Annotated in this window: 3 protein-coding genes and 1 pseudogene; 1 reads left to right on the plus strand and 3 read right to left on the minus strand. The window is 42.7% G+C overall.

Annotated features, from left to right (window positions below; all coding sequences use genetic code 11):
* Window positions 1-15: 15 nt before the first annotated feature.
* The 3 genes and pseudogenes from IQ276_RS27570 to IQ276_RS27580 all read right to left on the minus strand — a co-directional run.
* Window positions 16-10,416: pseudogene (locus IQ276_RS27570) on the minus strand (non-ribosomal peptide synthetase); the annotation flags it as partial.
* Window positions 10,417-10,431: 15 nt separating this feature from the next.
* The gene (locus tag IQ276_RS27575) at window positions 10,432-11,286 is read right to left on the minus strand and encodes an IS5 family transposase (RefSeq protein ID WP_235115308.1); all 855 of its coding nucleotides are present in this window, start codon (window positions 11,284-11,286) and stop codon (window positions 10,432-10,434) included.
* 31 nt (window positions 11,287-11,317) lie between these two features.
* Window positions 11,318-13,933, minus strand: coding sequence for a non-ribosomal peptide synthetase (locus IQ276_RS27580; RefSeq protein WP_228043427.1), 2,616 nt, complete (start codon window positions 13,931-13,933; stop codon window positions 11,318-11,320).
* A gap of 830 nt (window positions 13,934-14,763) precedes the next feature.
* Here IQ276_RS27580 and IQ276_RS27585 point away from each other — a divergent pair.
* A complete protein-coding gene (locus tag IQ276_RS27585) occupies window positions 14,764-15,867 on the plus strand; it encodes a hypothetical protein (RefSeq protein WP_193922184.1) in 1,104 nt (367 codons plus the stop codon).
* Window positions 15,868-15,920: the final 53 nt, after the last annotated feature.

A 15,920-nucleotide genomic window follows, 5' to 3' on the forward strand; every position in this document is an offset into this window, starting at 1 on the left:
AATTTATTATCATTTTTACCTTTTTCTCTGAGAGCGATATTGTTGTCTAGATTCCAATTGTTGATTCCTTAAAGATTTAATTTCACTATGAGATTGATGACGATAATTATTTTGCCTGATTGTATCTTCTTTATTAAGTTTAGTACTTAAATATTGGCTTAAGCTATGGATAGTTGGGTAATTAAACATATCAACTATTGACACTTCTAAACCAATTTCTTCTTGCAGTTGCTGATTAATTCGTACTAAAAGTAACGAATGACCTCCTAGCTCGAAGAAATTATTGTAAATTCCTACCTTTTCTACTGCTAAAGCTTTTTGCCAAATGCCAGCAATGATTCTTTCTACTTCAGTATTTGGCATTACATAATTTGATAGTTCCTGTTGTAAATCTGGAGCAGGCAAGGCGCGACGGTCTACTTTACCGTTGGGTGTTAGGGGTAAAGACTCCAGCATCACAAAAGCAGTTGGCACCATATACCCAGGGAGTTTATCGTCAAGAAACTGACGCAGTTCGTCCGTTGTAGGTGTCATCTGTAAATGCGGCACTACGTAGGCGACTAAACGCTTATTACCTGAAGTTTCTTCACGAGCAATAACACAACATGTCTGTACATCGTCATGTTGGTTCAGCAATGCTTCGATTTCTGCCAACTCAATGCGGAAGCCCCGAATTTTTACTTGATTATCAATGCGTCCCAGGTATTCAATGTTGCCATCCGGTAAATAGCGGGCTAAATCCCCTGTTTTATAAAGCCGAGGACTGGGGACTAGGGACTGGGAATTAGGAAGAATTTCTGCTCCTCTGCTCCCCTGCTCCCCTGCTCCCCTGCTTCTTTTAAACGGATTGGCGATAAATTTCTCGATTGTCAGTTCGGGGCGGTTAAGGTAGCCTTTTGCTAACCCAACACCAGCAATATGTAACTCTCCTGGGATACCAATGGGAACTGGTTGTAGATTGCGATCTAGAATGTAAATTTGAGTGTTGGCGATCGCTCTCCCGATACTTGGTGATATCTGTTCTTGCTCCTTGGCAACTACCAGGCCAGAAGTTGTAACAACAGTATTCTCAGTTGGGCCATAATTATTCACTAGTTGGAAGGGGATTAAATCTGATGGATACTGATGAAGCTGATCTCCTCCAGTCAGTATGGAACGCAAAGCCAAATTTTCAGTTGGCCATTCCAAAGACAATAATTCCTGTGCTAATGGTGTTGGCAGAAAACTGATAGTAATCTTCTTGGAAATCAACCAATCTCGTAGCTTCACTAATGAGCTAAGGAACTCAGATTTGACTAAGTAGATACTTGCTCCTGCCGTTAGGTAAGGCCATAATTCCCATACCGCAGCGTCAAATGCTGTTCCTGCTAGCTGAGTGGCTTTATCTAAGGTCGTGATTTTAAAAGTACGTTGATGCCAGAATACCAAATTTAATAATCCTTGATGGGCAATCAGCACTCCCTTGGGTTGACCCGTAGAACCGGAGGTATAAATCACATAAGCCAAATTAGTTGCTTGTACATCTGTGATCAGATTATCCTGATTTAACTGAGAAATAAGCTGCCAGTCCGTATCTAAACAAACCAGCTTTGCTTGATGTTGGGCTAGTCTGTCAATGAGTTTCTGCTGAGTCAGCAACACTGAAACTTGAGCATCTTTTAGCATAAAGTGCAAGCGCTCAGTCGGATACTCCGGGTCAAGTGGCAAGTATGCCCCACCCGCCTTAAGAATACCTAATAGTCCCACCACCATTTCTATTGAGCGTTCCACACAAATACCCACCAGCATATCTGCGGACACTCCCAAAGACTTGAGGTAGTGGGCTAACTGGTTAGCACGACTATTCAACTCGTGGTAAGTGAGTTGTTGATCTTCAAACACAACTGCCACAGCATCAGGTGTACGCCCAACCTGCTCCTCAAACAACTGATGGATACACAAATCTTGTGGATAATCCACCTGAGTATTATTCCACTCTATTAAAAGTTGATGTTGCTCAACTTCTGTCAGTAGTGGCAGTTGAGAAATTCGCTCCTCTGGGTTAGCAATAATACCTTCAAGTAATGTCAGAAAATGACCCGTCATTCGCTCAATGGTGGAGGCATCAAACAAATCAGTGTTGTATTCCCACACCCCAACCAGTCCATTGGCAGTGTTCTCCATTCCTAAAGTCAGATCAAACTTGGTAGTTGTACTTTTTACCACCAGTGGACTGACAGTTAACCCAGTCAACTCCAATTGTTGAGATATGGGAGCATTTTGGAGGACAAACATTACTTGGAACAGTGGTGTATGACTGAGATCCCGTTCTGGCTGCAATGCTTCCACTAGCATTTCAAAAGGCAAATTCTGATGAGAGTATGCATCCATCGCCATTTCACGAACACGACCGAGTAATTCGCTAAAGCTAGGATTGCCTGCCAAATTGGTACGCATGACTAAAGTGTTGAGAAAAAAGCCAATTAACCCTTCTATCTCAGTGCGATCGCGGTTAGCAATTGGCGAACCCACTAAAATGTCTTCTGTACCTGTGTAGCGGTAAAGTAAGGTGTCAAACGCTGCTAACAGCGTCATGAACAAAGTAACTCCTTGTTGCTGGCTTAGTTGCGTGAGTTTATCAGTTAGTTCCTTAGAGAGCGCAAACTGTTGATATGCTCCTGCGAAAGTCTGCATAGATGGTCTAGGTCGGTCAGTGGGTAGTGACAACAAAGCTGGTGCGTTTGCCAGTTGTTGTTGCCAGTAACTCAATTGACTTTCTAAGACATCTCCTTGCAACCAGTTTCGCTGCCAAATTGCGAAATCTGCGTACTGTATCGGCAGTGGTGTTAAAGGTGACGGCTCACCTTGAGAATAAGCATTGTACAACGCTGCTAGCTCTTGAACAAACACACCCATTGACCAGCCATCGCTGACTATGTGATGCATACACACTAATAAGGCGTGTTCTGTCTCGGACAGCACTACTAATGTTGCTCTAACTAATGCTTCAGTTGCTAGGTCAAAGGGTTGTTGCGCTAATTGCTGTGAAGCTGTTTCTTGCTCGGTTGTAGATAAATGCTTTAAGTCAATAACTGAGAGTATGCAATTTATTTGTGTTTGAATGATTTGAGAAGGTTTTCCATCAACGATGACAAAGTTGGTGCGTAACGCTTCGTGGCGATGAATAATTTCTTGTAAACTTTGTTCTAAGGCAGCTCGATTGAGAGTTCCGACTAAACGCAAAGCTATGGGGAAGTTGTAGAAGGCGCTGTTGGGGTTTAACTTGTCTAAAAACCATAGCCGTGTTTGGGCATAAGACAGTGGTAATTCTGCATCTTTTGCCCTTGGTAAGATGGGTGATGCTGTTAGTTCTAAATCCTGTTGCTGCGATCGCTGAATGTTTTGGGATAATTCAGCAACTGTTGGTGCAGCAAATAAGCTACGCAATGGTAATTCTACTTTCAAGGTAGTACGCACGCGGGAAATGAGTTGCGTTGCTAGTAACGAGTGGCCTCCAAGCTCAAAGAAGTTATCATATATACCCACTTGCTCTACTTTCAGAACTTGCGCCCAAATTAGTGACAGGATTTCTTCAATTGGGTTACGTGGGGCAACATATTTGTCCAATAATTGGCTGTGTAAATCAGGTGCGGGTAAAGCGCGACGGTCTAGTTTACCGTTGGGGGTAAGCGGTAAAGCTTCTAAGATAACGATCGCACTTGGCACCATATATTCTGGTAATTTTGACTTCAGGAAGCTACGCACAACGCTTACTGTGAGCGTCTGCTCTTTTTGAGGCACAATGTAAGCCACTAAGCGTTTGTTCCCAGGAATATCTTCGCGGGCGATTGCACAAGATGCCTGTACATCAAGTTGGCTCAGTACTGCTTCAATTTCGCCCAATTCGATGCGGAAACCACGTATTTTTACCTGATTGTCAATCCGTCCCAAGTATTCAATATTGCCATCACTTAAATAGCGTGCTAAATCCCCAGTTTTATAAAGGCGATCGGAATTAAAGGTTTCCCCTCTGCTCCCCTGCTCCCCTGCTCCTCTGCTTCTTTTAAAGGGATTAGGGATAAATTTCTCTTGTGTTAACTCTGGTCGATTGAAGTAGCCTTGCGATAAAAGAACACCAGCAATGTACAATTCTCCTGGTACGCCAACGGGTACAGGCTGTAAATATTTATCCAGGATATAAATTTGCGTGTTGGCAATGGGACGACCAATGGGAGGAAGTAGCGGCAAAGTCTCTACTGAATTAGTCAGAGTAAAACTGGTAGCTAAATGGCTTTCTGATGGCCCATAGTGATTGTGCAAAGTACAATCAGTTAGTTTGCTTAACCATTGAGAAATCGCGGGAGTAATCTGCAACTGTTCCCCAGCAGTAACGATTTCTCGCAAATGACTATTAACTAATTCACTGCCAACAGCGACTTCAGCTAGTTGTTGTAAGGCAACAAAGGGAACAAACAGTCTCTCAACAGCTTTTTGTTGGAGAAAACTTAACAAAGCTGAGGTATCTCGGCGTAATTCCTCCGTAATTAAGAACAATGTGCCTCCAGAACACCAGGTAGTGAAGATTTCTTGGAAGGAGACATCAAAGCTAATCGAAGCAAATTGTAGGGTTTTTGCTCCACGAGGAATTTTGAGATTTTCCCGATGCCACAAGATCAGATTGCCAAGGGCAAGCTGATTCATCGCTATACCCTTAGGTTGACCTGTAGAACCAGAGGTATAGATTATATAAGCTAAGTTATTTGCTTGTACGTCGGAGATGAGATTGTCCTGATTGCACTGGGAAATCAGCTGAGCGTCAGTATCCAAACAAACAAGCTGTGCTTGATGCTGGGGCAATCTGTCAAGAATTGACTGCTGGGTTAGCAATACTGAAACTTGAGCATCTTCTAAAATAAAGCTCAAGCGCTCAGTCGGATACTCTGGGTCAAGTGGCACATAAGCAGCACCCGCTTTGAGAATCCCCAGTAATCCTATGACCATCTCTAAAGAACGCTCTACACATAAACCAACCAGAGCATCAGATCCTACACCCAAAGACCGCAAGTAGTGTGCCAACTGGTTAGCGCGGTAGTTTAATTCATAGTAAGTCAGTTGTTGATTTTCATATACAACTGCGATCGCATCGGGTGTACTATCCACCTGCGACTCAAACAACTGATGGATGCACAAATCTTGTGGATAATCCACACCTGTATCGTTCCACTCGACAAGTAACTTTTGTTGTTCCGGTTGTGTCAGCAGTGGTAATTGGGAAATTCGCTCCTCCGGGTTAGCAATAATACCTTCAAGCAATGTCACAAAATGACCAGTCATTCGCTCAATGGTACTAGCATCAAACAAATCAGTGTTGTACTCCCACACCCCTACCAGACCAGTAGCAGTGTTCTGCATTATTAAGGTTAAATCAAACCTTGAAGTTGTACCTTTTATTGGCAATGAACTGATAGTTAACCCAGTCAGTTCTAATCCAGATGTGGGCGCATTCTGGAGGACAAACATTACTTGGAACAGTGGTGAATGGCTAAGATCCCGTTCTGGCTGCAATGCTTCTACCAGCATTTCAAAAGGCAAATGCTGATGCGAGTACGCCTCCATTGCCATTTCACGGACACGAGTCAGTAATTCGCTAAAAGTGGGGTTGCCTGCCAAGTCAGTACGCATGACTAAAGTATTGACAAAAAAGCCAATTAACCCTTCTATTTCGCTGCGATCGCGGTTAGCAATTGGCGAACCCACCAAAATGTCTTCTGTACCCGTGTAGCGGTAAAGCAGCGTATCATAAGCTGCCAACAGCGTCATGAACAAAGTCACCCCTTGTTCCTGGCTCAGTTTTCTTAACTTAGCAGTTAGTTCCTCAGACAGTGCAAACTCTTGATGTGTCCCTTGGTAAGTTTGCACAGCCGGTCTGGGTCGGTCTGTAGGTAGCGACAATAAGGCTGGTGCCGAAGCCAATTTTTGTTGCCAATAACTCAATTGCCTTTGTAGTACTTCTCCTTGCAACCACTGTCTTTGCCACAGTGCAAAATCTGCATATTGAATCGGCAGTGCTGCTAATGGTGAGTTTTTACCTTGAGAATAAGCATTGTAAAGTGCTGCTAACTCCTGAACAAACAGGCCGATTGACCAGCCATCAGAGACTATGTGGTGTATACACATTAATAGTATGTGTTCTGTCTCAGATAGCACTACTAATGTCGCTCTCACTAATGCTTGTGTTGCCAACTCAAAGGGTTGAATAGCTTGTTGTTGTACTAATTGCTGTGAAGCTATTTCTTGTTCGGTTGTAGATAAATGCTTCAAATCAACAACTGATACTGTCCAATTCGTTTCTGTTTGAATGATTTGTGTTGGTTGTCCATCAACCGTAATGAAATTAGTCCGTAACGCTTCGTGGCGATAAATAATTTCTTGGAAGCTTTGGTCTAATGCGGCAACTTGCACAGTTCCTGCTAAACGCAAAGCTATGGACATGTTATAGAAGGGACTGTTTGGCTCGAATTGGTCTAAAAACCAGAGACGCTGTTGAGCATAAGACAGCGCTAATTCTGCATTCTCTGTCCTTGGTAAAATAGGCGGTGCAGACAGTTCTAAATTTTGTTGCTGTAATTGTTCAATTTCTTGTGCTAATTCAGCTAGTGTGGCTCTTGCAAACAACTCTCGCAATGGTAGTTCCACTTTGAAAATGTTGCGGATGCGTGAAACCAATTGTGTTGCTAATAGTGAGTGTCCCCCAAGTTCAAAGAAGTTATCGTGTATGCCTAGCTGTGGCAGTTGCAGCACTTGCGCCCAAATTTGTGCCAGTATTTCTTCAATCGGAGTACGCGGGGCTACATATTTTTCTGTGCGTTCACTGTATAAATCCGGTGCGGGTAAAGCGCGACGGTCAACTTTGCCGTTGGAAGTGAGTGGCATTGACTCCAACATCACAAAAGCACTTGGCACCATGTAGTCTGGTAGCTTTGCTTTCAGGAATTGCCGCAGTTCATTAGTTGTGGGTGTATGCTGATGCGGCACGACGTAGGCAACTAAGCGTTTATCACCTGGGGTATCTTCGCGGACGGTGACTACAGATGCCTGCACATCGTCATGTTGGTTGAGTAATGCCTCAATTTCTCCCAATTCGATGCGGAAACCACGGATTTTTACTTGGTTGTCGATGCGTCCGATGTATTCAATTGTGCCATCAGGTAAATAACGCGCCAAATCCCCAGTTTTATATAATTTTGAATTGTCAAACGGGTTGGAAATGAATTTTTCTTTTGTCAACTCTGGACGGTTAAGGTAGCCTCTTGCTAATCCTGCACCACCAATATGCAATTCTCCGGCTACACCTACAGGAACTGGTTGCAGATGCTCGTCTAAAATGTAGATTTGTGTGTTGGCTATAGGCTGCCCAATTGGTACTGTCCTAAAATTGGCATCCGGAAAGCATTGCCAGTAGGTGACATCAATTGCCGCTTCTGTTGGTCCATAAAGATTGTGCAATTCGCAGTCTAACCGAGCAAAAAAGCGCTCCTGAAGTTCTACAGGCAAAGCTTCACCACTACAAATAACTCGTTTCAAGCTACGGCAATTTTCCAGACTTGGTTCTTCTAAGAAAACCTGGAGCATAGAAGGAACAAAATGCACTATTGTCACCTGCTGCTCTAAAATCAGGTTGACCAAGTAAGCACTATCTTGATGTCCACCTGGTTTAGCCACAACTAAACGCGCTCCAGTGATTAATGGCCACAAAAACTCCCAAACTGAAACGTCGAAGCTAAAAGGAGTTTTCTGTAAAATACAATCTAGTGCTGTTAATTGATAAGCTTGTTGCATCCACAGCAGGCGATTGCAAATCCCCAAGTGGGTGTTCATTGCTCCTTTGGGCTTGCCAGTGGAACCGGATGTGTAAATCACATAAGCCAAGTTACTATCTTGCACTGTAGTAATTGGATTATCCTGACTGGATTGAGAAATCAGCTCCCAGTCAGTATCTAAACATACAACCTGTCCTTGATGCTGAGGCAACTTTTGTTTGAGTTGCTGTTGTGTCAGCAGCACTCTCAATTGAGCATCTTCGAGCATGAAGCTTAAGCGATCTTGTGGATAATCTGGATCAAGTGGTACATAAGCTCCGCCTGCCTTGAGGATGCCAAGTAACCCTACTACCATCAACAGCGATCGCTCCACACAAATACCCACCAGCACATCTGCTCCGACTCCCAAAGACTGCAAGTAATGTCCTAACTCATTTGCGCGACTATTCAACTGCTGGTAAGTCAATTGTTGGTTTTCATAAACCACAGCTACAGCATCCGGTGTACGCGCTGCTTGCTCCTCAAACAACTGATGGATGCACAAATCTTGAGGATAATCAGCTTGAGTATTGTTCCACTCAACCAATAACTGCTGCTGCTCAATTTGTGTCAGCAGGGGCAATTGTGAGATTTGCTGTTCTGGGTTAGCAACAATACTTTCAAGCAATGTCACAAAATGCCCACTCATACGCTCAATTGTGCTGCCATCAAACAAGTCAGTGCTATACTCCCATACACCCACCAGTCCATCAGCAGTGTTCTCCATTAGTAAGGTAAGATCAAATTTGGCAGTTGTACCTTCTATCAACGTTGAACTGACACTTAACTGATTTAACTCCACGGTCGATATGGGCGCATTCTGAAGTGTAAACATCACCTGGAATAGCGGTGTATGGCTAAGATCCCGTTCTGGCTGCAATGCTTCAACTAGCATTTCAAATGGCAAATCTTGATGAGCGTAGGCATCCATTGCCATTTCTCGAACGCGAGTCAGTAATTCATTAAAGCTGGGATTACCTGCCAAGTCAGTACGCATAACTAAAGTATTGACAAAAAAGCCAATTAACCCTTCTATTTCACTACGATTACGGTTAGCAATTGGCGAACCCACCAAAATGTCTGCCACACCTGTGTAACGGTAAAGTAAGGTATCAAACGCTGCTAACAGTGTCATGAACAAGGTAACTCCTTGTTGCTGGCTCAGTTGTATCAACCTACCAGTGAGTTCAACAGAGAGTGCAAACTTTTGATATGCACCAGCAAAAGTCTGCACAGCAGGTCTGGGTCGATCTGTGGGCAGCGACAATAGAGCTGGTGCGTTTGCCAGTTGTTTTTGCCAGTAAGTTAGTTGGTTTTGTAGTACATATCCTTGCAACCACTCTCTTTGCCAGATAGCAAAATCTGCATACTGAATCGGCAGTGGTGCTAAAGGTGTTCGCGTAGCGTCTCGTAGAGACGGCTGACCTTGAGCATAAGCATCATACAGCGCTGCTAGTTCTTGGACAAACACACCCATTGACCAGCCATCACTGACAACATGATGCATACACACCAGCAATATGTGTTCTGTCTCCGATAGCACTAGTAATGTCGCCCTGATTAATGCTCCCTTTGCCAGGTCAAAAGGCTGAATAGCTTGTTGTCGCTCTAATTGCTGGCTATTAATTTCTTGCTCGGTTGTGGATAAATATTTTAAGTCAACTACTGTTACTGTCCAATTCGTTTGTGTTTGAATAATTTGAGAAGGTTTGCCATCAACTGTAATAAAGTTGGTGCGTAAGGCTTCGTGGCGATGAATAATCTCTTGTAAGCTTTGTTCTAGGGCTGGTTGATTCAAATTTCCCACTAGACGCAAAGCCATAGGAATGTTGTAAAAGGCGCTGTTTGGCTCTAACTGATCTAAAAACCATAGACGCTGCTGAGCATAAGACAGTGGTAATTCTGCATCCCTCACCTTTGGTAAGATAGGTGGTTCAGAGAGTTCTAAGTCCTGTTGCTGTAACTGCCTAATTGATTGTGCTAATTCGGCTACTGTCGCTCTTGCAAACAACTCACGTAATGCTAGTTCTACTTTGAAAACGTTGCGGATACGTGAAACTAATTGTGTTGCTAGTAGCGAGTGTCCGCCAAGTTCAAAGAAGTTGTCATGAATGCCTAAAAGCTCTACTCTCAGCACTTGTGCCCAAAGGAGTGCCAGCATTTCTTCTATTGGGTTACGGGGTGCAACAAATTTATCTTGTAGTTCGTTGTGTAAATCCGGTGTGGGTAAGGCACGGCGGTCTACTTTGCCGTTAGGAGTAAGCGGCAGCGATTCCAAGATAACTATTGCATTTGGCACCATGTAATCTGGGAGTTTTGTTTTGATGAATTGCCGCAATTTGCTGATTGTGAGTTTACAATTCTGATGCGCTACCACATAGGCGACTAAACGTTTATCACCAGGGGTATCTTCCCGGACAATGACACAACATACTTGCACATCACTATGTTGGCTCAGGACTGCTTCGATTTCGCTCAACTCGATGCGGAAACCACGTATTTTTACTTGATTATCAATGCGTCCTAAGTATTCAATATTTCCATCTGGTAAATAGCGTGCCAAATCCCCCGTCTTATAGAACCCATTTGACATCTAAGAAGGTGCTGCAAGCCTCTTAATCATTAGCCTGATGAAGCAGATATTGAGTTTGGCAGTGGCACTAACCAGGGTTCGTTCAAAGTTCTTAACCAGAATTTTACAGCGCTCCATCCAAGCATTGGAGCGTTCGATCACCCATCTAGCTATTGCCGGAACAAATCCAGATTTTCCTTGTGCCGCTTTCTCTTGTTTTGAGGGTTTCGTAGAAAGTTGAAACTGAATTTTGGTCATGATCTCTGGGTAAATTCGCTCTAACTCCTGAGTCAAATATTCTGGGTGATACCCATGATCTAGCAGGATAGTAATCTTGGGAATATCGATAGGTTTTGACTTGAAGTAGTCGATGTTGAGAGTAAACATCTCAATTAATCCGGCATCATCCGAGACATTGGCGCGAGTACAGAGCGTAAAAAAGGGAAACCCAAGGGTGTCAATAGCCAAATGCCTTTTAATACCGTTGGTGGCTTTGTAGAAGCAAAAACCTTTCGACTCCACACTGGCGTTGCAGGTATTTTTCACTGCTTGGGAGTCAATGATGATCAATGTCGTCCAGTGCGGTTTTTTTTTTACCTGTTCACGCACTTGTCCATGTAAGACACTCATCAGTTCCTCAAATACCCCGGCTGCTCGCCACTGTTTGTAGTGCCAATATACAGTGGAATAAGGGGGGAGGTCTTTAGGTAAGTCTTGCCAATTGCATCCATTTTTTAGTTGATAGAGAATTCCATTGAAGATATCTCGCTTTGGCCAGTTGGTCGGTCGAGTCTGCTTCTTAGTCGGTAATATCTCTTGCAATAAGGGTTCAAAAATTTCCCATTCTGCATCAGTGAGGTTGCTGGAATACGCCATTAGTATTGGATTTTAGATGCTGAGGAGTACCTTAATTCAAAACCTCACAAGATGTCAAATGGGTTCTATATAATTTTGACTTTTGACCTTTGACTTTTGACTTGTCAAAGGGGTTGGGGATAAATTTCTCTTTTGTCAATTCAGGGCGGTTGAAGTAGCCCTGTGCTAATCCTGCTCCACCAAGGTACAGTTCTCCTGGTACACTTACTGGTACAGGCTGTAAGTTTTGGTCAAGGATGTAGATTTGCGTATTGGCGATCGCTCGACCAATGGGAATAGTTGTGGCTGTCGTTGCTAAGTCCTCTACCAAATACCAAGAAGAAAACGTGGTATTTTCTGTTGGTCCATAGACATGGAGCAAGTGTTGAGGAGCGCCTTTATCTTGTACTTCAAGCACCCATTTGGGATCAACCGCTTCACCACCAAATAGTAGATATCGTAGAGAACTAAATACTTCTGGGACAACACTGGCTAACTGATTGAATAAAGCTGTAGTTAAAAATAAGACACTGATTTGATGGTGGCGGATATTGACAGCAAATTCTTCCGGGATCAGCAATACTGATTTAGTGATAATCACTAGCTTGGCTCCGGAAAGCAATGCTCCCCAAATCTCAAAGGTGGCTGCATCAAAAGCAATATTTGCGGCTTGAGCAACGCATTCATCAGTTGTTAACTGTATATAGTTGGTGTTTAACACCAGTCGATTGACGGCCTGATGAGTGACAGCGACTCCCTTGGGTGTGCCTGTAGAACCGGAGGTGTAAATCACATAAGAGAGGTTTTGTGTACTGGCTGTGCTATTGAGATTATCTTGATTTGCTTGGTCAATGCTGTGCCAGCCGGTGTCTAAGCAAATAACACGGGCTTGATGTTGAGGAAGAGATTCTACTAATTTCTCTTGAGTCAACAGCACTTTTACGTGAGTGTCTGTGAGCATAAAGCTTAAGCGCTCACCAGGATACTCAGGGTCAAGTGGCAAGTATGCCCCACCCGCCTTGAGAATCCCCAATAGTCCCACCACCATTTCTAAGGAACGCTCTACACACAAACCCACCAGCACATTTTCACCCACACCCAAAGATTGCAAGTAATGGGCTAATTGGTTAGCGCGACAATTCAACTGCTGGTATGTAAGATGTTGATCTTCATACACCACTGCTACAGCATTGGGAGTACGTTCAACCTGCTCCTCAAATAACTGATGAATACATTTATCTTGGGGAAAATCTACACCTGTATCATTCCACTCAACCAATAACTGCTGTTGCTCAACTTCTGTTAGCAGAGGTAATTGCCAAATCTGCTCTTGAGGATTAGCTACAATGCCTTCCAGCAAGGTCACAAAATGCCCTGCCATGCGCGTGATTGTAGTCGCCTCAAACAAGTCAGTATTGTATTGCCAGCAGAGTTGCAACACTCCCTGAGCTTCCATCACCATTAAATTCAGATCAAAGTCTGCACCACGTTGATGTCCGAGCAAGTATGGCTCCATCTCAAGTACTTGCTCTTTACTGTGCAATGAATTTTCTGTTGGTTCGTACCAACGGTGTGCTTGCCAAGTGAAACTAACTTGACATAAAGGAGAACGACTAGGATCTCGTTCTGGCTGGAGTTGTTCTGCTAACAGAGAAAAAGGGTAATCTTGATGTTTTTGGGCTTCTCTAACTGTCTTGCTAATTTGAGCGAGAAATTCCGTGAATGTAGCGTTTTCCTGTACAGAAGTTCGTAAAACGGTTAGGTTAACGAAGTAGCCGACAATCTCTTTGAACTCTCTACCCCACCGACCTCTCATCGGGCTTCCTATGAGGATGTCTGTTTGATTAGTGTAGCGAGAAAGTTGGACGTAAAATGCTGCTAACAAAATCTGATAAAGGCTTCTTCCAGAAGCTAGAGCTAGATGCTTGAGTTTTTGAATTAACTCTTCATCCAGCTTTGAAATATGTACTGCTCCTTGATAAGTCTGTACAGTCGGGCGGGGTTTGTCTGCGAGCAAATTCAAAATTGGCAATTCGCCGGCTAATTGTTGTTGCCAGTATTGCCACAGTTTTTCTCCCCTGGAACTGGATAGCATTTCTGACTGCCAGCGGACAAACTCTAGGTAAGATTTATTGCCACTCAAATAATCTGCTGCTGCTTCTGTCTGCTCTTGACTAACTTGTTCAATTTCATTAGCATACAAAGCTTGAAATTCACTCACGAGTAAATCAAAAGACCACATATCACCTGCGATGTGGTGCATTGTTAGCAAGAGAATGTGTTCTTGTGCTGAACGAGTAAATAAATTAACCCTCAAGACTGAATCTTTTTCTAAGTTAAAAGGTCGGTCTGTTATAGAAAATATTTTCTCTCTTAAGTGGTCTTCACTCCAATTGGTGGCGTCTATTAACTCAAGATTAAATTGCTGTTGTTGATTAACTTGCTGAACGGGTTTCCCTTCCTGAAGGGTATATGTGGTTCGGAGAATAGGATGATTTCCAATAATTTTTTCCCATACACGATTGGCAGCACCAATATTTAAATAAGAATTAATTTTTACAGTAATAAATATATTATAAGCAACACTCTCTGGAGCAATTTGGTAGATAAACCACATAGCTTCTTGACCAGAAGATAGTGGGTAAGTTGTTTTTACAATTTTATCCATTAGAACTCCTTAAAATCCTGATAATTTCGGTTATAACAATATAAATAATGTGAAACTAGAGTCTTTATAACTCAAAAATTTTCCAAATTTAGATGAATTTACTCTCTTTGGTACTGTTATGATTTGACGGATCGTAACAGTTTTTATTGATTAAGACCTAGCTTGTTTTAGGAAGGTAAATTCTGCTCCTGGAGAATAAAACTAGCTAAATATAGTTACAGTGGATTCCAGGTTAATGAAGTACAGTAGCAAGAGTCTGTAAACCAGTTTTTTAGATGTTTCGGATTAATAAAATCAATAGCCGTCGCAAGCAATAAGAATATTAAGCATTTTTATTCAATAAACAAATAATCTCAGTTTTTTCAATAAAATGCAATAGCAGTTAAGACAGCTAAGTGGACAGTTAAGACAGCTAAGTGGACAGTTAAGACAGTTAAGTGGACAGTTAAGACAGTTAAGACATTTAAGCAAATAATAAAAATATTTAAAACAATTAATGAATATTAGTTACTAACTGTAACTTCTGTGTAACTAGCTAGAAAATTACCCCGCTCATGAGAGGTTAGAATAAAGTAGTTTTTGTCAATCAGTCAAAATACTTAAGATAAATTACCCAAAAATGTTACTCTGCTCCACTTAGTCCTTCCACCACTACCAACTTCTACTAGAAAACCAGTTTGTTGAAGTCTTCAGGAAGTCAATTTGGAGCTTTTTCCACCGTCACATTTTGAGAGTTTAATTAAGTTGAAAAGTCAGAAGCCAAATTCGTTCTTGGTCTGTGCCAAAATAACAGGAATCAACATCAAATAATCACAGTGTATATCAAAGATATGAGTCAAACACAACAAATCATTCCCACAGTGCGCCCTTGCAGAATCGACAGCGCCACAGCAAGAGATCCAGTGGATTTAGTAGTTGTCATCGATACTAGCCCTTCGATGAAAGATGAAGCTTGGAACCTTAGTAATGCTGCTGCCGCCGCTATTACTACCGCCTCTTCTAGTTGTCCTTGCGATTTGAGAGTGATTTGGCTTGGCATCGAAGGTACTTGGAAAGGGACAAATTTTAATCGGACAGTACGGGATTATCTTTTGACAGAGTGCCAAATTTCCAAGGGAGATCTCCGAGCCAGAAAGCGAGGACAATTACCTGATGCGGGGGCGCAAGAAGATGCCGCTCGAACTGTAGAAGATATCTCAACTCATTTTGATTGGCGACTGGGCGCAACCCGATCAATTTTCTATTTGGGAGATGAAGCCCTCGAAGCTGGAGGAGATAGAACCGAAGAGAAAGATATTATCGCTGCCAATAAAGCGATCGCCAAAGCTCAGCAGGCAGAAGTGAAGGTTCATACTTATTTTGGCACGACCAAGAGCAAATTTAAAGACAGTTTGCAGCAAGAATACGCCAGATTAGCTAAAGAAACAGGCGGACAAGCTTTTACTGATCGCGATTCTATTGGTGGCTTTACAGAGGTTCTTCAAACAGTAATTTGCAATAGCCGTCCAGTTGGGATTCAGTTAGAGATCCAGCAGCCACTACCGTGTTTTGAGTTAAGGAGCGATACTCAGCCATTAGCGGTGCAGGGGTCAGAAACTATTGCGATCGTAGCGTCTAACTGTTACTCAAATGTCACCTTCAGAAATTTAACAGCCGTTGTATCGGCATCGCTAAAAACCGATGGAGCTCCCATTCCCAATTTAGCCGATGGAACGCCAGGCGTTACGATTAAACCATCTCCAGAAATAGCCTTTGGTGACCTACTTCCCATTGGTTCTCATAACTCTACATCTACTGGAGAAGTATTGAGGGAAATAGTCATAGAAACCAATAGTTCTAATAGTGCAGACTATACCCTGAAAATTGAATACTCCTATCAGGCAGAGTTTAATTTTCAAGGTGGCGATGACTTTGCATTAGGACTTTCCCAATGAATTTGTAGGGTTGGAATTAGAGTTAAGCATTTCAAAATTTTTCGATGTACCAC

The organism is Desmonostoc muscorum LEGE 12446 (genome assembly GCF_015207005.2).
Lineage (GTDB): Bacteria > Cyanobacteriota > Cyanobacteriia > Cyanobacteriales > Nostocaceae > Nostoc > Nostoc muscorum.